The organism is bacterium, from assembly GCA_023145965.1.
Taxonomy (GTDB): domain Bacteria; phylum UBP14; class UBA6098; order UBA6098; family UBA6098; genus UBA6098.
On the sequence record JAGLDC010000021.1, the window covers coordinates 1 to 22428 of the forward strand.

Genomic DNA, 22428 nt, shown 5'->3' on the forward strand with positions numbered 1-22428 from the left:
TTCTGCACGCTGCATCCCAATAACAGTAACACCATTGGCTGCAAGATAGTCCAAAACGTCCTCGGAGTTTATTTTCCGTTTGTGGCTTTCTATAAAACTCTGAACTACAGCTATTCCGACAGACTGTTTTTCACCCAGACTATCGAGAAAGGCCTCCAGGGCTTCATATTTTTCACTTTCTGTCACTTTGACTCCCATATATTATTTTTTATTTGTAGCAAAAAACATCCCTCCAAGCTTCCCAGCAAGATTCGATAACTTCTTTATTATTTCGTCTTGCAATACAAGATCCCCTTTGTTCTCGGCCTGTCTGAGCTGAGCATTGAGGGTCTCGATCTCTTTATCTATCCTCATACGGCTTATTTTTGATAATAATTGGTTAGCATGCGCAGAGCAATCTTCAGGTTGAGGTTCAAGAAAAATCTGGGCAAGGCAATTTCGCGACCGCGATTCAGCAATCTGTTCTAAAAACTGGCTCGGTGCAGGCCTCAAGATGGCAATCTCCCATAGACCGGGATAAAGAGTAAGCGGATTCTCTTCAGTCTCAAAAACCTTTTCCGAACGGACTATCGCCGCCAATAAAGCCAGCTCGAGCTTTGCAAGCTGCGATAACGCAACAAATTCCCTTTCTGTCTCGGTTATTTTTGGTTGCTCATGTCTGCGATTACTATTCGTTCTAAGATGCCTTCTCAGTGCCTCTTCAGAGGTAGCGGCCAATTCGGCAAGCTTTCTAATATAAATCTCGCGCGAAAGCCCATCACGAATAGAATGAATAGCATTCGACATACCTTCTATCAATAATTTCGAGGTCGCAACACCCTCCTTGCCGGAGTTCACGAGAATATGTCCGTAAAGCCAATCGAACCAGTTTGGCGAAGAGTCCAACAACTCCAAAAGCTCATCTGCTCCCTTCTCCTTAACAAAGGAATCTGGGTCCTCATCCTCGGGAAGCCTGCAGATGAAAACATCGAGACCAGCAGAAAGAAGAATTTCTATCGACCGAAGTGTAGCCCTAAGGCCAGCGGAATCACCATCGAAAAGAACAACAACACGCGGCGCATATCTCGCAAGGATAGAGGCTTGATTGCTTGTAAGCGCAGTGCCGCAAGAACCTACGGCATTCTTAATACCATGCTCGAATAAACCAATAACATCAAAATACCCCTCGACAAGTATAGATTTACCCTGCTTGCGAATCGCTGCTCGCGCCTGAGGAAGTCCATATAGAATCGAGGACTTGTGATATATATCGTTGTCCGCGCTGTTGATATATTTAGGGCCTGAACGGTCGCTTTCGCGGATTTTCCTTTGGGCAAATCCTACAGTTCTTCCATTTGTTTTCTGAATCGGGAAAACGAGGGCATCGTAAATAGCCGCAAAGAATTTATTCTCCGATTTAGACTGACCTAATAGACCCTGCTCTAAAAAAGCCTTCTCTTTCTTTTTTTCCCTTTTTAGATATTTAGCAAACATAAGCTGATCGGCTGGCGCCCAACCAAGCGCAAAAACCTCCCATGTTGCCTCTGCAACACCTCTGCTTTTCAGGTATTCTCTTGCTTCGGTTCCAAGTTTTGATTTCAAGGCCTTAGCAAAGAAAATCGCCGCGTTTTCCGCAGCCTCTTCGAGACCTTCAGACCTATCATTTCCATCAGTTTTTTTAGGAAGATCGATACCGGCATCTCGCGCAAGGCTTTCAACCGCCTCCGGAAAAGACAGACCTTCCTTTTCCATAATAAATGTGAAAACGGTGCCACCTACATGACAACCAAAACAGTAATAAAGACCTTGCTCTGGATCTACCGAGAAACTCGGAGTTTTCTCATTATGGAAGGGACATAGCCCAAAAAGCTTACCTCCTCGAGGCTTGAGCGAAGTGTATCTTCCTATAATGGAAACTATATCGGTAGCCGTAGCCACTCGATCAATAAAATCTCGTGAAAACCTACCTTCAGACATTTTCCCCAACACCTATGGCACCGGTGGGACAAACCTCTGAAGCCCCAATACAACAACCGGCCCCTTCGTATTCGTCTGGCTTAATCGCAACAGCAACATCGTCAATAATATGGAAACCCTCGGGGGATATCTCAACACTACCCTCGCAAGCTATACCTAAATCTGGATACACAAAAATCTTCATGGTTAATACTAAAAATTGTTTACAATGCGAATAAATATAAATAAACTCAATAAAATGTAATATAAATAATGATTTTGACTGTGTAAAGTATTTAATACTTTTATATGAAATTAATAAGAAGCAAACAAAATATTATTTGCTTCTTCGCCGTCATTATGCGTGGATATTTATTCAGCTAATCTGTATTTGGTGAGGCTAGCACTTATGGAGCCTATAACTATTTTGGTCTTCATCAGCACCGGCATGCGTCGTGCATCGTCGGTAACCCAGATATAAACATTACCCTTGTGTTCGAATATCCCCGGAGCATTGAGTATTGGCTCTATAAGTATACAATCGAACTTTCCCGCCGGCACCTCGACCGTTTCTTTGCAATGCACAGCGACTCGTAATGGATAATTCCTGCCATCGGTATGGTTAGGGAGATAGAATGTATCACCCGGATCCAGCTCGAGCATCCTTGTGTAATAAAATGCCGATAGTATATCGAAAACATTGGGATATGTTTCGACATCATATTTTTTGCTCTTAGCGCGGTTATTGGTTTGATCGAAGGTAAACCACCTATCTGCCCGGTAGTTGCCCTCAGAAAGATGCTTTTCGTGTCTAAGGCTATAAAACATCTCAGAATCCAGAAGAGATTCGACACGGTCTTCGACCTTAAATACAACCGAGAAAGTTTTATTCGTTCCGGCTTTTGTTTCAAAATAATAAGCCGGCCTTTTGTTGTATTCCACTATCGAAATAACAGACATCTTAGCCCATCCGGCATTGACAAAACCATAATCGATTGAAAATGTAAGCTCCTCACCCGGACCAAATGCATCGAGATAAACTGGCTTTGGTATTTCTATCGAATCCAGTGCTCTCAATGCGAATTCCGCCTTCTTTGGATCCTTTTCTACTTTAGCGAAAAGCGCTGTTGCCGTTAGAATCAAGCAAATAATATATATAGTCTTAATCTTCATTTTTAATCAAGGATAACGCACGTTCGAGACTAATCACAATCTCATCCCGAATACATCTGTAAAATTCCAAGCCTTTGCCTATAGGGTCATCTATTTCTTCGAGGCCAAGAAGTAAAACATTCTTTCCTCTAACATCATATTGTTTAACTCTTTCCAGATGCGCATATTCCATGCCAAATATAATATCCGCCCGAGCTATTAAATCTGCAGAAAGGGCCATGCTTTTGTGTTTCGAAATATCTACTCCTTTTTCCTCCGAGACAAAAATAGCCTCCGGGCTAGCGAGGATTCCCTCTATTCCCAATGTGCCGGCGGAATAAAATTCCATATCAAAACCATTCTGTAATGCTATTTTCTTCGCAAAGCCTTCAGCCACAGGAGATCTGCAGGAATTCCCCGAGCACACAAATAGAATTCTTTTCTTCCTATTCGACAATTGTGAACTTCGTTGTTTGCAAATCTAATTTCAATGCCTGTAAAGATATCGCACCCTCACGATAAACTCTTATCTCAGAAGGAAAACTCCGAACATCTATAATACTCGAAGGCTCGGCAGTATATAATTTGCCTCCATCGAGGGCAAAATCACAGAAACTTGCAAGCCATTCGTGTAAACCATCGAGCGTGCTGGGAGTCCTTTCCCCCACAGAATTAGCACTGGTGGAAATGATCGGCACTCCACAAGCCCGAATAATATCTATATCGAGCGGGAGCGAGGCCGCTCGAATAGCCACTCCACCATCAGAATTTTTCATCCCTTGCGGCACACTACCCGGCTTTGGGTCAATAATTAATGTCAAAGGACCTGGCCAATAAATATCTGTAATAGGCTTAAGCCTATCGTATCCTTCAATCCACTCCGAGGCCGCAGACTTCTCAATTAACATAATACAGGGATCATCTTCGCCGCGTCCTTTAACGCGGTTGATCTTTCGCAAGACTCCAGAGGACAAGGCATTCCCGCTCAATCCATATAGGGTTTCAGTGGGCAAACAAATTATTTTATCCGCTAGAATAGCCTCCGCTGCTTGCGAGACGATTTCCCGGTCTGGATGAAATAGATCGATCAACTCGCGTTGCATTCTTATTCTCCGGCTTTGATAATATCGCGCACGATAAAAGTCTCGTAGCCTTTTGATTTCATCTTGGACTCGGCCTCAGAGGCTTCAAATTGATCTGCAAAATCGCCCGCGCGAACCTTGTAGTATGGAGGTTCGAAAACGCAATAGACGTTGAACTCGAAATCCTTCTTAGCTTTAACAACAAAACTGTCTGCGGAAGCGCTACTTTTTGTCGTGAACAATTGAACACGAAAACCTCGGATTTGCGAGCCTTCGGCTGGCCTCTCTTCAGGCAAGTAGTGTTCAGCCAAGGATTGATATTCTATAGGTTTAGGGGGTTCACTTCGAGGTTCAACAACAACATCGGGAACATCTTCGACCTCCTGAAGAACAAGCTGTTTCACTTCAGAGGTATCCGTTTTACCAGTCGAACTGGCTTTAGCTGTCGGAAGATAAGAGCATCCAGCTACAAGAACAAGCATTGTTAATAACATGATAATCGAACTTCTCATAGATACCTCTCCAATCCTTCATCCTTGATCTTCTCCAGCAACTCGCGCATCTGAGGAATACGGGTTTTGTGAAGCACGAGAAGAACATCTCCCTCGCGAACAACGACCAGATCGCTAACCCCAAATGTGACAACAGCGCCTTCTCCATCGCTTATTATAGTGCTTTCATAGGTTTCATGAGCAAATATATCATCACCGGAAAGGACATTGCCATCATGGTTTTTAACGAGTATTCTCTCGAGAGCGCCGTAATCACCGACATCGTCCCAAGTGAACTTAGCTCTTAGCACACCGACATGCTTGGATTTTTCAAGAACACCGTAATCGATACTGATAGGATTGATCCTCTCGAATTCACTCTTGATAAAAGAAGCTTCATCCTCAGTGCCGATGAGCTCCATATAACCCGATATAACCTCGAAAAGCTCGGGAAGATTAATCTCTATCTCCTCCAATATCCTTTTTGCCCTCCAAACAAAAATCCCTGAATTCCAGAGATGCTTGTTGTCGAGATAGTATTCCTGAGCGATCAGATGATTTGGTTTCTCTTTAAAAGACTCCACATTATAGGCAGTAAAGCCATCCACCTGCTGAAGGTCTGTTCCAACCTCGATATATCCATAACCAGTTTCCGGGCGCGATGGTTCAATGCCTATTAGCATGAGTTTATCGCTATTCTCAGCGATAGTTTTAGCAGCTTGCATTGCTTCGATGAATGTGCTCACCGGCCTGATAAGATGATCAGACGAGAGAACGAACATTATACCATCACCATGTGTCGCTGCAATTTTTGCCGCAGCAAAACCTATCGCCGGTGCTGTGTTACGACCAATCGGTTCGATAAAAAAATTATCATCATCGAGTGGGCCTATTTCCTTCTTTATAAGCCCTTTAAGATGTTCCCCGGTTACTATAAGAACATTCTTCTTATCGACAAAACCCTCGACTCGACACATGGTTTCTTCTAGCATAGTTCTATCGGAAATCATCTTTAAAAGCTGCTTTGGCTTTTTATAACGACTTGCCGGCCAGAATCTCTCTCCACGACCACCAGCTAATATAACAGCAAAATTCTCCATAATGCCTCTTTTCGACCATCATTCTTTCAACAATCTATATAATATCCTAGAATTGAAATTTCGCAAAGGCAAAATTTCAATGTCAGAATTATACTTTCCATCGGTTAATTTATCAAAGGCCCAAATATGCCTTATCTATTCACCCTTTAGAGATTTTTCCTCGACATAATCGCGCTTCAAAAGAAAACCGAGCAACACAATTAAAATTCCGCAGTGTTGTGAATATGTCGCTGTTATGCTCCACTAAACATTATCATCTCAGATACATCAAGAAATATATCTTCGCTTTTCCAATATCCAAAAGGCGTGCCCGGGAAAAGGCGTTGCTTAGAACATCATTTGTCCCATAAAATTCCATTTAGCTTGCGTAAAACCATTTTACAGATTATAATATATTAAACTCTCTAAGGGGGCTTAACAATGAAAAAAGCTTTGTTTCTATTGGCACTTATAGCACTTGCCGCAATAGCGATTCCGATCCGTGTAGTTGTTATTAGAGGTGGCTATAGCAGCGTCGGCTGGAGCGCGATATGCGAAGAATCATATTACCGAGGATGCGCAGTAGCCGACTCCGTTGATGGTATAGATATCATGCTTTTCCCGGAATTCGCTTTTGCTGGCACCGATGGCGGCTCGCATTCTAAGCCCGAAGTAACCTTCACTTACGATTCACTACTCGGGTATTTTACGCATCCATTAGATTCGACCGTTTCCGAGGATGTTCTGGCTGCGGCATATATAGATAGCCTACGCTATCTCGCAATAGACGAAACCTGCCATATTTTCGCGGCAACCTGCGGCGAGGTTATTGGATATACAAATTTCAACACCATGCCGATTTTCCTTCCCAATGGAAAACTATATCGTCTTCGGCGAAAAAACTACGCCGGTAGTGCGGATATTACCCGCGATACAACAATTCACAACGACACGCTTGTCACAAAGGCCGGACCGAATATCGCAGTGATGACAACGATCTGTTACGAAAACGGTTCCTACGGTTTTACTGCCTTCCTAGACCCAATTGACCCACCGGCACCGCTTTGGCTTCTTCCACATGGCACATGGTCAGCGGCTGGAAATCCAGATATGACCTACCGCACTCAAAGGTGGATATGGAATCCGAATAAGATTACACTTTCCGGCGAATGGCGCATCCCAACCGATGGCTGGGTTCGCGGCGATGCCGTGCTTATCTCCGCAGATATTTACAGCAGAAACTGGACTGCCATGCGAATTGACAACTACGGCGAAAATATCGACCCGTTGGCCTACGAACCGCTCGCATGGATAGACGAGCATCCATCCTATGTTGTCATTGATATCAACGTCCCCGATATCGACGACGATGGGCCGGTTGTCCGCGCAAGGCCACCGCGCGAGCCTTTCTTCGATAAACTTACCGCACTTCCAAAGATTTCAAGCGGCACTGTTACCATCGAGGGCACCCCATCGAGCACAGTCGAAATTACCAACGAAGCCGGCAACCTTGTGGCGACCTTGAAGACCACTGATGGCTGCGCTCTATGGGAAGGCCTCCGCGGACAAGCCTTCAAATCGGGTAAATATACTATAACATCTGGCACCCAAACCGACGAAGTCGTGCTCGAACCTTGATTTCCGAAGGGTAATAAGTATTATTTAAAAAAATCTCTATCGATAGGATCGATATGGTTAGGTTGTATTTAACGCTTTTTTTTGTGCTATTTCTTTCAATCGTTTCTGCTGAATCGGTTCCGCCGGAAACAATCGAAACTACCGCATTCTCTCTTCTCGACGCACACACCGGAGCAGGTTATAATCTCGGGAAACGCGCGCCGGAAGGATTCGGCGAACCGAGGACAATCGGGGGAATTGTCCCGTTGATCCAAAATGGCGAAACCATAGCATTCGTTGTAAATCTTGAGCCGTGCGGATATATCGCCTTCTCCGCCGATTATCGCATAGAACCGATCATCGCTTTTTCTTACCTTTGCGATTTTCCCTTCGAAGAAGCTAGAGGTAATGGCCTTCTACATATGGTTTTGTGGGATTTAGCTTCAAGAAAAGCGGCAATTCCGCAAACTCCGCAATTTGTGATAGAAAAAAACCGCCGGCTTTGGCGCGAACTCACCGATAAATACACCCTCTCCGCGTTCGAACCCTCGGAGATTTTCGGACCCTATCTCGATACTCATTGGGATCAGGGACCTCCTTACAACAATCTATGCCCAATGGACCCAGAGACCGGCGACCGTTGCGTCGTGGGTTGCACCGCGACCTCGATGGCCCAAATTATAAACTACTGGGAATATCCAACCAGCGCGTTTTTCACCACCACAGAAAGCTACTGGTCGGACAGCACCGAGCCGCCTATATGGATAGATGCTTCGACTGCAACTATAGACAGCATAGATTACAATGGTGTCGGTGTTCATCCCAATAACGACATGAAAGCGGCCATAAGCTGGGCCTGTGGTGTATCGATATGGGCAATTTACGGTAGCGAGGGAACCATAGCATGGTTCCACGATTCGTCATTCGTTGATAAATGGGGATATTTGACCGCACACAAGGTCGATCCACCGGACATGCCGGATTTCTACGACTCCCTTCGAGCCGATATGCTCGAGGCCAAACCCGCACAGCTTGGAATATTCACCTATGAACCGGACACCTCGGGCCATGCAATAGTCTGTGATGGCCTTATGGATAGCGGAGAATATCACCTCAATTTTGGATGGGGTGGAGCATATGACACGTGGTATCGCCTTCCCGACGACCTTCCAGCACCACTCACAATAATGCGGTGGGCGATAATCGATATACGGCCACCTCTGCGCGAGGATGCTGGCAATAGCCGCGTGGAGGCAATTTCGCTCGAAGTCCCAGAGGAGGAAGCCTGGCGAAATGACGAGTTTCAATCAATAACAGATGAGGACTGGTATTCGTTCGAGGTCACTGGAGACAGCACCTACATTTTCTATTCCTTCGGCACAACAGACACCCGCGCCGAGCTTTATTTTGAGGATTCTACAACTCCAGTTCTTGTGGACGACGATTCACAGGATGGCATTAATTTCCGCATTATCTTTCATCCTGATTCGGCTGGAACTGTTTATCTTAGAGTAACCTCAACACAGCTCGGGCTTTATTCACTGAGATTTTACCGAGTTCCAGCCCCTTTTATGCTCTTTACTTCGCCGCTCGAAGGCGACACAGTCGAAGAAGGTGCTTCGCAGATAGTTCGCTGGGATCGCGGCGGCACACCCTCTATTCCTCGCATCGACCTGGCCTTTTCCCTCGATGGCATCGACGGCCCCTGGACGGTTTTTGCCGATTCTGTCCCAAATTCCGGTCTTTCTATTTGGGCTGCACCGAATGTCGAAAGTTCACACCATGATTGTTACATAAAGGTCTATGAAGCCGCAACCGGTCGCTTCGAGACGATGACTGGCCCATTTTCTTTAATCGACCTTGCAGGTATAATAGAAACCACCCTTCCGGAAAAAATCGCAATTTCGGCGTATCCGAACCCGTTTAATGCTACAGTGAACATTTCTGTCAACGGTTCCGCAGGGGAGGGTCTTGCGCCCTCCCGCGTGGAGATATTCGACATCGCCGGTCGACGCGTGGCGCAATTGCCCTCACCCTCGGTCCCTCTCCAAGGGGGAGAGGAAGGTGGTTCCTTCTCCCTTTGGGAGAAGGTGGCCGAAGGCCGGATGAGGGCCGAGTTTATCTGGCAACCCGACGCCGCCATCGGTTCGGGTATCTATCTCATCCGGGCGACCATACCGCAACAGACGACTTCAGCCGTCTGCACGAAGAGGGTGGTATATCTGAAATGATCTCATATGACAAACCTCGATGAGGCCAGAACCGCCTAAATTCTATATTCGCCGGGCTTTATTTACATAGAAATAACCCATACTAAGCCGCCAATCGAGGGAACACAACTGCTCCTCTCCTTCACTGTCGCATTCTCGCGCATTCGGGATTTCGATATACAAACGGTTATGGAGGGTTTAATAAAACGACTGGAGGGCATGGATTTTGCGGGCGTTCCCGCGCGAATATCTAAGAAGATGAGTCACTGCAGTAAAACAGGTATTCGAGGAGTGAGTATCTCTTTCGGCTTAAAAGATATATGGGATTCCGTGGGACTGGCGGATTTTTTGCATACAACTGTTCCGAAAATAGTCAATATTTTCGATCCGCCTACAACAAAGAAAAAAGGATAAATATGAAAATATTATCATGGAATGTTAATGGTGTCCGAGCAATCTTGAAAAAGGGCTTTTTAGAATGGCTTGAATCCGAAATGCCCGATGCTCTTTGCCTCCAAGAAACTAAGCTCCAAAAAGAACAAATTCCCAAAGAGCTGGAAAGACCACTTGGGTATAAAACCTTATGGTCGCATGCCAAGAAAAAAGGCTATTCTGGGGTTGCAACCTTTATTAAAGGCGATTATATCGATTCTGAGGATAGCTTTGGCGAACCAAAATTCGATTTTGAGGGACGAACAATTGTCACTGAATTCGACGATTTTGTGCTAATAAACGGTTATTTCCCAAATGGAGGAAAGGGACCGGAGAGAATTAAATACAAACTCGAGTATTATGAAGCTCTTCTCAAATTTATCAATAAACTTCGCAACGAAAATAAAAACGTCGTTATCACCGGAGACTTCAACACCGCTCATAACGAAATCGATCTTGCACACCCCGAGACGAATCACAACCATAGCGGTTTTATGGATATAGAGCGCGAGTGGGTAGATAAATTCTTGGAATCGGGGCTTGTGGATACATTCCGCGAACTCCATCCAGATGATGTCGCTTACACCTGGTGGGATTATCGCACAGGCGCTCGAGCAAGGGATGTTGGCTGGCGCATTGACTATTTCATGGTAAACAGCGAGTTTATGCCTCGAATTAAAAATTCATTTATGTTAACAAGCGTCCTCGGTAGCGATCATTGCCCCCTTGGAATCGAGATTGAGTTATCCTAAAGAGTGTTCCTGTAAGTTCATTTTTGCACTAACCGGTACAGGTCAACCTTAGTGCGTTATATTCTAATTAATTGATAATCATAGTGTTACAATAAAATAGATCGATGGCATAGCGAATGCATTTGTTTATTTCGAATAATCGGGAGGGAAACGAGTTTATATGCGCCGCGGCCACGGCCTCATACTCCCCTCCCGTTCTTTTCTTAAAAAAATTAACCGGATACATACGAATTTTTGCGAAGACTTAAATATACCAAAATCTACTAAAAAGAGTTTAAAAACTATTTGCCCAAGCTGAATTCGTGTGTAAATTTAAGTAAAACAAATTAGACTGGTGGAAAATGTCTATTTTAATCACCAACGATGATGGTATATATGCCAGTGGGTTGGACTTTCTTGTCAAGGCTATGAAGAGAATCGACGATGTTATTGTTGTAGCCCCAGACAGAGAACAATCTGCTGTCGGACATGCTATTACATTATCCAATCCATTAAGGGTCACCAAAATCAACCGAAATAGCGAATTCTTCGGCTATGCCACAAGCGGAACCCCCGCCGATGCAGTTAAACTTGGAATTCGTTCGATAATGAACGAGACCCCGCAATTAGTTATTTCAGGCATTAATCTCGGAGCAAATGTCGGAGCAAGTTTGATATATTCCGGAACTGTTTCCGCAGCAACCGAAGGAGTGCTTCTTGGCGTTCCGTCGATTGCGGTCTCACTCGATGGAAGAATTGGATCAAATTGGGAAACTGCAGCGAGATTCTCGGAAATAATCGCAAGGAAAGTTCTTCAAAATGGGCTTCCCGGAGGCATCTTGCTCAATATCAATGTCCCGGATCTGCCTGTCAAGTCGATTGCGGGAATCCGTGTAACTAGTCAAGGAAAAACAAATTTCAATGACTTTTTCGAGGAGCGAATGGACCCCAGAGGACAAAGATATTATTGGATGTGCGGAACTATGGTCGCGGAAGACGACCGTAGCGACCACGACGTTCAAGCTTTGGCCGATGATTTTATTTCCGTTACTCCAGTTCACTACGATCTCACAGCATATAACTTCCTTGGGGAATTATCCTCATGGAATATCGAAAAGAATTGGCCACTGAATGCTGAATGACCTTCTTAAATTAATTGCAGGCATTGTTGTCCTTTATATTGGCGCGGAAGGTCTTGTGCGCGGGTCGAAGAAGCTCGCTATCGCCCTCGGTATTCACCCCCTCGTTATAGGCTTGACCATCGTGGCGTTTGGAACATCGATGCCCGAACTCGTTGTATCCCTAACTGCAACTTACCAAGGGTCGCCATCGATAGCATTGGGCAATATAGTAGGTTCGAATATCGCAAACATGGGGATTATCCTCGGCATGGCCGCGCTTCTCTCTCCACTTAAGGTCGAAGATAGAACCGTTCGCATCGAGGTGCCGGTGACTATTTTCTCGGGAATTATGCTTTTTACTTTTTGTGGCGACCTGGAGGTCAGCCTTATAGAGGGGATTATTCTCGTGTTCTCGTTCGCGACGTTCTTCTTTATTGCCATTATTCCAGAAATATCTAAAGGTTGGCGAGTATTACCGAAAGAGCTTTCTTTCGAAATGGATGAAGCACTCAAGAAAGATGAAATAGCTGAAGCTCGTGCCAACCAAACCTTTGTCTCAGATCTTCTACTTATAGCACTCGGCATGGCAGGCCTTATACTGGGAGCAGACTTCACTGTCTCTTCTGCAACCAAACTCGCGAGCGAGTTTGGTATTAGTGAAATGACTATCGGCGCAACTATAGTCGCTTTTGGAACAAGTCTTCCGGAACTTGCGACTTCCGTCGTGGCTGCAATAAAAAAAGAACCGGATATCTCTATAGGCAACGTAATTGGTTCGAACTTATTCAACACGCTTATCGTTGCAGGGGTTCCCTCGATGGTTATGGGTTATTTCCCAATCGATAGTGAGGTTCTTGTTTATGATTTCCCAATCATGATCGGCCTTTCCATAATTCTTCTCCCACTTCTTCGCTCGGGCGGGAAACTCGATAGAACCGAAGGATTGGGTTTGTTGTTGGTCTATGCTTTTTACATTGTGCGACTAGTAACAAAAGTCCAATTTATTCCTATGGGGCCCAATAGTTTTCCAAATTGATTCTGAATATTAGCTTTTTTAATTTAAATAATCAATTAGAACTTGATTATTTAAATTATTACTTTATATTAATCTTATAACCTCTGTTTTAGTATGTAGTTATAGGTTAAATTATGCTTATTAAGAATCGCAAAACAGCCTTATTCATCGCTCTTCTTGCTTTATGTTCTGTCGGAAGCTCTTTTGCTATAGGTGCTTTAGTCGATACTATACCACCAACTGTAAAGCTTGTATGGCCAGACACAGGAGCATTTGTTTCCTGTGATTTCGTGATTGTCGAGATGGTAATGACAGACGATTTTCTCATCGATCGCGAGTCAATACTGCTTTCAGTATTCGCGGAACTAGGCGTGCACTCCGTTCCAGAGTCAATGGTCAGCATTATTGATAGCTTTTACTACTTCCCAATCAGGGTTCCCATGTTCGATGGCGACACCGTGGATCTTCTTATGAACCCTGTGTCAGATTATATGGGCAATGAGTCCCCGAGCTTTTGGTTTTATTTTTATTCCGATATGACCGGCCCTGTGATAACCGATCAATCGCCGGCTCCCGGTTCCGAGGTGCCAAATCCCCGGCCACCAATCTCGGCTACCCTTATCGATCCAGCAGAAATAGCTATCGATAGCTGCACTATCTCTATCGATGATATCGAATATCCACTCGGGGGAGAGTATGTAACATGGTCGGGAATGAGTTTTACATTCCGCACAGATCTGGCGGGACTGTTCTTCCACGGTGGCGACACAGTCGAAGTCTGTGTCTATGCCGAGGATATGGCCGAAGGTTGTGGTCATAACTCGAGCGATTCTTGCTGGACCTTTTCTATTCCATCCGGTGGACCGATAGCGGATTTGACCTTCCCGCCCGATGGTGAATGGATGTCTTGCTCCGATAGCGGCGCTTATTTCCGTATCGAGGACGATGACGGCATCGAACCGGAGTCTATTTGGGTGGTGTTTGATGATGACACCATCCGCTGGCCAGACCCTTTGATCGAGTGGTCTCCACCGCACACACTGAGTTTAAATCTCACTCCCTTTGGCAATGGATGGTTTGACGGCGAACTTCACGCCTGCGATATTCTCGGCAATCCGCTAGACCCCTCACTTTCGTTTGCTTTTGGGATCGATACCGAAAAACCATATCTGGAAAATGAATATCCTGCGGCCTTCGAGGCTTCATTGGAACTAGACCCTACTGTTACCTTTAATATCTTCGACGACCATTCAGGCATGCGCCACATGCCGACTTTACTTGGAATTTCCGTAGATGGTTCTTCGTGGAGTTGGTTTTCCTTATACGATGACGAATTCTCCGTTGCTGGCGATACTTACACCCTCGACTCAACGGCTATCCCGCCACTGCACGGAGGCGATACAGTATCTATCCGCGTGCTGGTTCACGATTCTGTGACCGTCTGTCATGTAAACCAACTCGACACAAGCTGGTTATTTTACATCCCAGTAACTCCACCCGAAGCAGAGCTTATCCTACCCGAAAGCTCAACTATTAGCGCTTGTTCGCAACAGGGAATTTGGTTCTCAATAAATGATTCGGATGGAATAATTCCTCAGACAATCCGAATAAACATAGGAGCAACTTCATACGGTTTAACATCACCTAATCTCACCTGGGATGGCGAAATGCTTCGCTGGGAACCTTCATCGGATTGGCTTCACGGCTCGTATGTTACAGGCTATCTTGCATCGGCCTACGATAGCCTCCTCAACGGCCTAACTGCGCCGGTGCCATTTGATTTCTACGTGGACCTCGAACCACCAGATGTTGTTTCAACATCTCCCGGAGAGTTCGCACTGGTTCACGATACACTCAAAGAAGTAAGACTTAGAATAGAGGATTCCCCCGCTGGGGTCGATCCATCAAGCATCGAGATCACGGTTAACGGAATCCCATTCACTGTGGATGGCACAAGCCTTATCTGGTCTTCGCCATACTTGACATTCGTTCCATCGATGGCGGGGCCTTGGGATATTGTTGACACAGTGGAATTCTGCCTTAGTCATGTTGCCGATGCACCGGATACCTGCGGGCCAAACGAAGCTGATGAATTCTGCTTCACCTTCTTCGTCGATGGGCGCGATCCCTTTGCCGACCCACCGGATGGGGCTATCGTGGCGTGTCTCGAGCAAGAAATCAGGATTTACCTCTGGGCACCTGGCGATATTATTGACAGCACCATTGAGTTCGAGATAAATAGTGAATACAAGACGATAGATAGTGCAGGCGTCAGCTGGGATGGCGAAACACTGAGCTTCATTCCACCGGGGCCTTGGCCAGATGGAGATAGCGTTCTATGCCACCTCATCAATGCCGAAGGGCCTTTTGGCGGCATACCAGAGATTTGGTGGGGCTTTTTAATGGATTACTCCGCGCCGATTATTGTGGCGCTTTCTCCCTCTTCAGATGAGATCGTTGCCGAGATCGATCCGGAAATAGAATTCACTCTGGTCGATTCTATAAGCGGCCTTTTAGCTGGGGCATTCGAGTTAACAATAAACGGAAACACTTATACTATAGAACATCCAGCGCTTGCAAGAACTGTCGATAATTTCGTGTTCTCACCCGAACTTGGGGGAATGCACGTAGCGGGTGGCGACACTGTCGAGGTATGTATTCATGCTGAAGACCTGGCCGATCCCGATTATTGCGGTCCGAATATCCTCGATACTTGCTATGTATTTTATATCGAGGCCGGAGGACCGGAAGCGGAGCTTATCTCACCGGAAGAACTCACCCCTTATGCTTGCGATTCATCAATAGTTATCTTGATCGAGGACCATAATGGTATCGATTGGACAACTCTCGAAATTTCCATAAATGATGAAAACATATTTTACGGCGACTCGCGCGTCACAATTAACATCGATTCTCTTATAATAATGCCCACAATACTGAGTGGAGGTACCCTGCATATAGAACTCCTCGCGCTCGATGACTCGCTGGAGAATTCGACAGAGGGCTATGAGTGGGATGTAGTTTTCGATTTTGAACCACCGGTAATCGCGTGGCTTTATCCATCGCCAGAGACGACCTTAACGACTGTGTCCCCGACCATTCGTTCTTGGGTTAGCGACGAAGTAACGGCCTGGGATTTCGACATCATCCCCTTTGCACCTTCTACGATTTCAGATGATACGGTTAATATAACTCCACCCCTTGCGAGTTTATACGACACATTAGAATATTGTATTGTGGCTTGCGACTCCGCAGTTTGCTCGAATTGCGATACATCTTGCCTTCGGTTTTTCATCGATGCAGCGCCTCCGACTGCCGATTTGGTTTTACCCGGTGATTCGACAACTACAGCTTGTGATCCCCAGAGGATAATCATCATTCTGCACGACCCTTCGGGAATAACAGCAAGCGGGATAATGGCCTTCTTCGGACCGGATACCGTAACTCTCTCGGATGCACGCGTCAGGCTTCATGGTGATTCACTTATTTTCGATCCCGATGGACCTCTTCCATCAGGCGAGATGCGCGTGGGCATTATCCACCTCGAAGACAGGTGGGGCAATACTCTTACTGATTTCGAGACAGTCTTTTATGTTGTTCCCACTCCGATTTATATCGATCTGTTGCCCTCTCCATCGGCAAGCTCTATAACAATATCACCCTCTATTTCAGCCACCGTCGATTCAGCGGATAGCGCATGGCTTCTTATCGATGGGACAACTTACTTCGAAGGCTCAACCGGTTTTTCTTTCGATCTTATCGATATCACACTCGATGCCGAGCTTGCCGGTCTATCATGGACAGCGGGAGACACCGTCTCGGTTTGCGCTTATTCAGCGAATTACGCCGATCTCTGCGGTCCGGCTGTGGCTGAGACCTGCTGGAGTTTCTACATTTTATATTCACCACCAAATTGCGAGATACTCTCCACCGAATGCGGACATTGGACCGCCTGCAGGGATCAAAACATCGAATTCCTTTTAACCGATACAGAGGGAATCGACTCGACGACGATAGAGTTTTCGGTAAACGGGGAGGCCTACGATATATTTGCAAGCTCACTTTCATTCGACCCGATCACCGGGATTCTCGAGTTCATTCCCTCTACAGACTGGTATGGCGATTCGCTGATATTCTGCCTCTTGGCCGTGGAGGACATACTGGGTGCCACTTCGGGGGATACTCCACTATGTTGCACTATGTTCCTAGATTTCGAGCCACCCGAGATCGATGTTAATCCACCAAACGGAAGCTATTTGCCGATTCCTATAGACACCTTCGATTTCACCCTCGAAGATCTCGGTTCCGGTGCTGTTCTAGACAGCGCTTCCATCGAGGGAATATGGTTCTATCTCACCGACGAGGAGCTTTCCTTCTCCGATTATACTGGCTTATTCTATTTTTGGGATATGCTTTCGGTTGATCCGCCTGAGAGCATTACGGTTTGTGCATCCGCATCCGACCTTACAAGCTACTGTGGTCCGAATGACACAACAATTTGCTGGCATTATGGGCTAAATACAACCGCGCCTATTCTTGATCTAATATCTCCAGAAGATGGCTCGATAACGAGTTGCGCAGATGGGCCTCTCGTTTTTACAGCAAACGATCCCGATGGCATCGATACGAATTCCGTGCAATTGGTTCTAAACGGCGAAACCATTTCCGCGCCCAGTCCGCTTTTCGCTTTTGCGGGAGATACTATTCGTTTCGCCCCCGATAGCTTCTGGTCGCATGGTTCAGAACTTTGCGGAACACTGTCTGTTGCCGATCCACTTGGAAGTGTTTCTACTCCCCTCTATTTCTGCTTCACTATCGATACCGAACCACCAATAATAACCTCGGCCGTGCCAACACCTTCGACTTCAGTGTTGGACACCTTTGCGAATATAGTCTTCGTGGCGGAAGATTTCCCGGCAGGTATTGACCATGCCACGCCGATTGTGCTAATCGAGGGCGACACTGCGACATATATCTGGCACGGTGACACTTGCGTCATCGACAGGGCACCATTCGGATTATGTGAGTTCGACACTGTGGATGTCTCGGTTGGGAACCTCGCAGACATGGCTGAATTCTGCGGAGCGAATGTCCTTGCCGACACAGCGTGGAGTTTTATCATCGCCGATGATGACACCTTGCCCCCACATGTGACATCGATATCGCCGGCAGTAAATTTTTCAGGACTGCCCTTTGTAATAACAGTGGAGATCGAGGACACCAGCGGCATAGAAGAGGCAAGCCTCCTTTGGATGCCCGCAGATACTGAAATAGCGCCGCATTCCATAGCGATGATCGAGCTGGAGCCGGGTCTATGGGCAACAACGGAGTCTTTGGATGTCGATTTAATGGCTCTAACTGTGATCGTCTGTGCAACTGATGACGATTTTGACTGCGAGAATCCTTTAGATAGGTCTTTTGGCTGTGACACATTTACTATTACCCTTGCGCCGCTGGCTCTCGATGAATTATATCATTCAAACTATCCTTGGAATCCATCGGATGAATTCGGCCAAGATGTATGCGCCGGCGAGGAATATTCAGGATTTCTTTTCTATACAAATCCTGAAACCGTTTCTATATTCGTAAACGAGATAATAGGTTACGGCGATTCCGTTTCCCGCATAGGCGAATGGGCGGATTCGCTTGTCGAACCGGGTGATACGATATATTTCCCAATATATCTATTTGCCGATGAGGCTGGACACTACTCAGACACTCTATTTTTCTACGATAGTAGGCTCGATTATCCGGTGGCAATCGATACAATTTGGGCAAATGTCGAACTATGCGAGTTTAGGGTATATCCGAATCCATTCACACCGAACAACGATGGTTATTATGATTGGTTAGTCTTCGAGCTTCCGCACGGAAGAGATATCGAGATAAATATATACCGTCTTGAGGGAATGCGAGTGACAACACTCAATGATCAGCCGGGAAGAATATACACATGGGATGGCACCGATGATTTCGGAAAAGCCCAACCTCCGGGGATATATCTCTGGGTTATTCGTATCGACGGCGAAATATTTAAACACGGAAGCGTAACTCTTGCGAGATAGAGGAAAATTATGAGAATTCGATTTTTTAATATTATATTTCTAATATTAGTAGGTTGCATTGTAGCGGATTCCGGCGAGTTCGGTGTTCGAGAAGCTGGAATGGGGCTCACGGGGACCGCGCGAGCACTCGATGCTACATCGCTTTATATGAATCCAGCCTCAGCCGGGCTTGTGCGTTCTAATTGTTTCACTGCCGGCTATGGCAGGCTCGCTTGGGGCATTGGAAATTCGGCAATAGAGCATGGTATAGGAAGCTATGTTTTCCGCCGCAAAGACATAGGCGGCGCGGGTCTGTCCTTTTCGATACTCAATCAGGATGTCAGCTATTACGCCAAGGTAGGGCTTACAGTCGCGCCGGAGTTTCATATCTGGGGGCACAACATTGCATTGGGATTGACCGCCAATTGGTATCAAACAGGCTATCGTCCCTCGAATTTTATCGGCCACGAAGCCGGTCCCGACCCGCTATTTTCCGATGCTACACAAAAAAATGCCCTGGGCCTATCTGCAGGTGCAATAGCGAACATATACAAGGATCTCTGGTTCGGCCTTGTCGCGCGAGATATTAATGAGCCAAATCTCGCGCTTCAAGACACTGTAGCCTACGGCAAACGCCCCATAGAGCTTCAAGGAGGATTCTATTATCCTGTGCACAATTATTTCCGTCCAAGCCTCGATCTGGTGTGGCGAAACGAAACCATCAACAATAATCGGTTCACTAGAACTCGAGTTGGCGTGGAGGCACGCCTTCCGAAGGGTTTTTATGTTCGGGCAGGTTATGATGGCACCGGTATAGATGCTGGCCTCACAATCCATTCAGGCTCTCTCTTCGGTGGTTTAGACATTGATTATGCTTTTGTGTATCCCGTCGAAAAAGACCTTGCCGAAGTCGGCGCGGTTAGCCACCATTTCGCGGTAAGCATCTGGGGCATCGAGAAAAGACCGAAGAAAATCGACCTTTTCGCAGAAAACCTCCAACCTATGCAAAAGCTTACAGCGGGTGTAGATAACACAATAAAGGGAAGTTTAATTAATATTGGAAAAGAACAATGTGATGGCTTTTCCGTTTCGCTTGCCTCACTCGACTCGACCGGTAAATGGAGGGTCATTTATCCTATTAAATACCTCGATGGCCTCGCGCCACACAACTCCGATTCAACCGAATGGAAATGGAAACCAAGCAAATCCGGAAGATATACGCTTCGCATGTCAGTCGATGACGATGGCCAAGAGATACCTTTTATTAACGGAAAAATCCCCGAGAAAAAGGAAGATAACAACTCGATAGAGATAACAATTGATGTTGCGCCTGCAGGCACTTTCGAATTTGCAATCGACCAACGAAAAGCCTATGTAACTCGACTTGAATATGTCGTTGAAGAAATGCCACTCGTCCCGGTTGTTTTCTTTGAACCCGCATCGGCTAAGCTCGATTCGGAAAGCCTCGCTCTGCTTGATATTTATGCCGAACGATTAACAAATAATCCCAATGTGAATCTGGCAATAGAAGGATTCTTCGACCCTTCCGATAACGTAGCATGCACTTCGGCATCGGAACTCGAAATAAAGCGGGCGGAGGCAGTCCAAGAAGCGATTCTAAAGCGAGTCCCCGACTTAGAAAATAATCTCAGAATCTCAAATGAAATATCATGTGTTGAGCCGCGCTACAGAATTAACCCATCAAAGGTCATTCGTGATAAATCGCTTATCGCGGCCGAAAACAGAAGGGCTGAGCTTAAAGTCGAATTCCCAAATGTGGATACGAAAGTAGCTGAATATACTCTCGATGAAAATATGGCCGAAGTGCCAAACAATATTGAAATAGACAAGTCTATTATTAATATTCTCGAGCATAATCAAGATGCTATCTTGATCATCGAGGGAGGATTCACCCCTCAAGAGGACTCGACATTGGGGCTGACTCGTGCAGAGAAATTGCGCGAGGAAATATTCCGTCAAAACTCCGCTTTACTGCCCGGCAAGATCAGGATCTTCCCCGGATGGGATGGCCCAAAAATCAGGGTAACACTCAGCGGTGAAGGGATTTTATGGGCACCGACTACCTCTTTGCCAAGTGTTGTGGGCTTCGAAAATTTAGATCCAACTAGCACGAAAATTGCTATTACACCGACAGATTTCGAGAGAATAACCGTCGATAGCTCGCGTGTTGACATTGTCTCGCCCGACAATCAATTAATTCGACAACTTGTATCGAAAAAAGGGCTGCCTCCTTCCAAAATCGAATGGGATTGGCGCGATGAAGGCGGACACCTTATAAAACCCGAAAGCTGGGTGCGCATCCGTGTGACAACTTTCAATGGAAAGCAGCAAGAGGAATACGTTTCTAGCGGCAAACCGGGGCGGATGCAAGTTAGGGTTAAAGATGTGCAAAGGCGAATACATCGCCTTCTTGTTGTGCAGTTCGTTTTCGATGAGACCGTTCCGACAAACCATTTCCTTGAAAGCCGCCTCGATGGTCTAGCCCATGGAATGGCTACCGAAGCTCGAGCAGGGCTTTCGCCCTCGGTGCATCTTTCCGGTCACACCGATGCAATCGGCTCGGAAAATCACAATTTGAAACTCTCAACACGAAGGGCAAACCGTGAGCTGGCTATCTTAAGGCTCTTCCTCGCTCATCATCTTGGAATCAAATCAACAAGCGAGGTTGACGGTTGGCTTATCGACAAGAACTCCACCCTCGATGCCAGCGGCTATGGGGCGACCGAACCCTATAAACTAATGGCAATCAGCCCCGATGGCGTGGAATTGCTCCTGGGCAATAATACAAATCCACGGGGAAGAACTGTTAATCGAAGAGTAACTGTGGAACACGGCGTCGATGAAGATACTCTCAGGAAATAGGGGGACTTATGGAAATAATGACATTCTCGATTGTAGTACTTCTAGTTATAGTTGGGGTTATTTTTATTGTGAGACTCCATAAAATCGAAAAGAAAAAAAACCGCGAGCTCCTAACTAATATAGCCACAGAACTCAACGCAACAATCGATTTCGGAGACTGGAAAACTCAACCCATTTTTAGGGGTAAAACAGGCGATAATGTGTATGAAATTACGTTTCATGTGGTCAGCACAGGGAAAAGTCAGATAAAATATCTTGATATCAAAACCCCCTTTGAATCAACCGATTTACACCTTTGTATTCGGCGCTATGGAAGTGGTTCAAAGATTCTCAATAAACTCGGCATGGGCAAACAAATCGAAACAGGCGATAGCGCTTTCGATTCAGCAGTCAAAATCAAAGGCGAACCTGAGAGCAGACTTCAAGCCCTAGCATACGATTGGACATTTAAAGACGCAGCATTGAATCTTATTAAACGAAACTTTAGTGTAGATTTTAAACCACCATTCGCAGTAGCCTCTAAGGTTTATAGCAAAAAAAAGGATATGGTTTCACAAATCCTTCAAGCTGATATTAAACATCTCATAGATTTGTCCAATATCTGCAGATAAATGGATATCGCCTCTCTATTCGATT

General features: G+C 45.9%; 17 protein-coding genes. 9 read left to right on the forward strand and 8 right to left on the reverse strand.

Going from position 1 to position 22428, the window contains the following annotated elements:
* The 8 genes from KAH81_02510 to KAH81_02545 form a co-directional block, all read right to left on the reverse strand.
* The coding region (locus KAH81_02510; GenBank protein MCK5832518.1) for a hypothetical protein at positions 1-186 on the reverse strand (186 nt) is incomplete at its 3' end.
* A 15-nt stretch (positions 187-201) separates the two neighbouring features.
* A complete protein-coding gene (locus KAH81_02515; GenBank protein MCK5832519.1) occupies positions 202-1956 on the reverse strand; it encodes a DNA primase in 1755 nt (584 codons plus the stop codon).
* Positions 1949-2140 carry a hypothetical protein gene (locus tag KAH81_02520; protein MCK5832520.1) on the reverse strand — a complete coding sequence of 64 codons (192 nt, stop codon included), beginning with the start codon at positions 2138-2140 and terminating at the stop codon, positions 1949-1951. Before KAH81_02520 ends, KAH81_02515 begins: the two co-directional genes overlap by 8 nt.
* A 167-nt stretch (positions 2141-2307) precedes the next feature.
* Positions 2308-3108, reverse strand: a complete 801-nt coding sequence (locus tag KAH81_02525; GenBank protein ID MCK5832521.1) for a DUF3108 domain-containing protein — start codon at positions 3106-3108, stop codon at positions 2308-2310.
* A complete protein-coding gene (locus KAH81_02530) occupies positions 3098-3544 on the reverse strand; it encodes a hypothetical protein (protein MCK5832522.1) in 447 nt (148 codons plus the stop codon). Before KAH81_02530 ends, KAH81_02525 begins: the two co-directional genes overlap by 11 nt.
* The gene (locus KAH81_02535) at positions 3534-4190 is read right to left on the reverse strand and encodes an L-threonylcarbamoyladenylate synthase (protein ID MCK5832523.1); all 657 of its coding nucleotides are present in this window, start codon (positions 4188-4190) and stop codon (positions 3534-3536) included. The genes KAH81_02530 and KAH81_02535 overlap by 11 nt, the downstream gene beginning before the upstream one ends.
* 2 nt (positions 4191-4192) lie before the next feature.
* Positions 4193-4681: an SPOR domain-containing protein gene (locus KAH81_02540; protein MCK5832524.1), complete on the reverse strand. Its 489-nt coding sequence runs from the start codon at positions 4679-4681 to the stop codon at positions 4193-4195.
* Entirely contained in the window at positions 4678-5760 is a 1083-nt protein-coding gene (locus KAH81_02545) for a mannose-1-phosphate guanylyltransferase (protein MCK5832525.1), read from the reverse strand. The genes KAH81_02540 and KAH81_02545 overlap by 4 nt, the downstream gene beginning before the upstream one ends.
* 420 nt (positions 5761-6180) lie before the next feature.
* On the opposite strand from KAH81_02545, the gene KAH81_02550 reads away from it, so the two are divergent.
* The 9 genes from KAH81_02550 (at position 6181) to KAH81_02590 (ending at position 22403) form a co-directional block, all read left to right on the forward strand.
* On the forward strand, positions 6181-7377 hold the full coding sequence (locus KAH81_02550; protein ID MCK5832526.1) for a hypothetical protein: 1197 nt from the start codon (positions 6181-6183) through the stop codon (positions 7375-7377).
* Positions 7378-7460: 83 nt separating this feature from the next.
* Positions 7461-9587 carry a C10 family peptidase gene (locus KAH81_02555; protein MCK5832527.1) on the forward strand — a complete coding sequence of 709 codons (2127 nt, stop codon included), beginning with the start codon at positions 7461-7463 and terminating at the stop codon, positions 9585-9587.
* Between the two features lie 168 nt (positions 9588-9755).
* Positions 9756-9980, forward strand: a complete 225-nt coding sequence (locus KAH81_02560) for a hypothetical protein (protein MCK5832528.1) — start codon at positions 9756-9758, stop codon at positions 9978-9980.
* 2 nt (positions 9981-9982) lie between these two features.
* Positions 9983-10750, forward strand: a complete 768-nt coding sequence (xth, locus tag KAH81_02565; GenBank protein MCK5832529.1) for an exodeoxyribonuclease III — start codon at positions 9983-9985, stop codon at positions 10748-10750.
* Between the two features lie 341 nt (positions 10751-11091).
* Positions 11092-11871 (forward strand): 5'/3'-nucleotidase SurE, encoded by a 780-nt coding sequence (gene surE / locus KAH81_02570; protein ID MCK5832530.1) that lies wholly within the window; start codon positions 11092-11094, stop codon positions 11869-11871.
* Positions 11861-12886 carry a calcium/sodium antiporter gene (locus KAH81_02575; protein ID MCK5832531.1) on the forward strand — a complete coding sequence of 342 codons (1026 nt, stop codon included), beginning with the start codon at positions 11861-11863 and terminating at the stop codon, positions 12884-12886. The genes surE and KAH81_02575 overlap by 11 nt, the downstream gene beginning before the upstream one ends.
* 113 nt (positions 12887-12999) lie before the next feature.
* A complete protein-coding gene (locus KAH81_02580; GenBank protein MCK5832532.1) occupies positions 13000-18930 on the forward strand; it encodes a gliding motility-associated C-terminal domain-containing protein in 5931 nt (1976 codons plus the stop codon).
* A gap of 9 nt (positions 18931-18939) precedes the next feature.
* On the forward strand, positions 18940-21792 hold the full coding sequence (locus tag KAH81_02585) for a hypothetical protein (protein MCK5832533.1): 2853 nt from the start codon (positions 18940-18942) through the stop codon (positions 21790-21792).
* Positions 21793-21800: 8 nt separating this feature from the next.
* The gene (locus KAH81_02590) at positions 21801-22403 is read left to right on the forward strand and encodes a hypothetical protein (protein MCK5832534.1); all 603 of its coding nucleotides are present in this window, start codon (positions 21801-21803) and stop codon (positions 22401-22403) included.
* Positions 22404-22428: the final 25 nt, after the last annotated feature.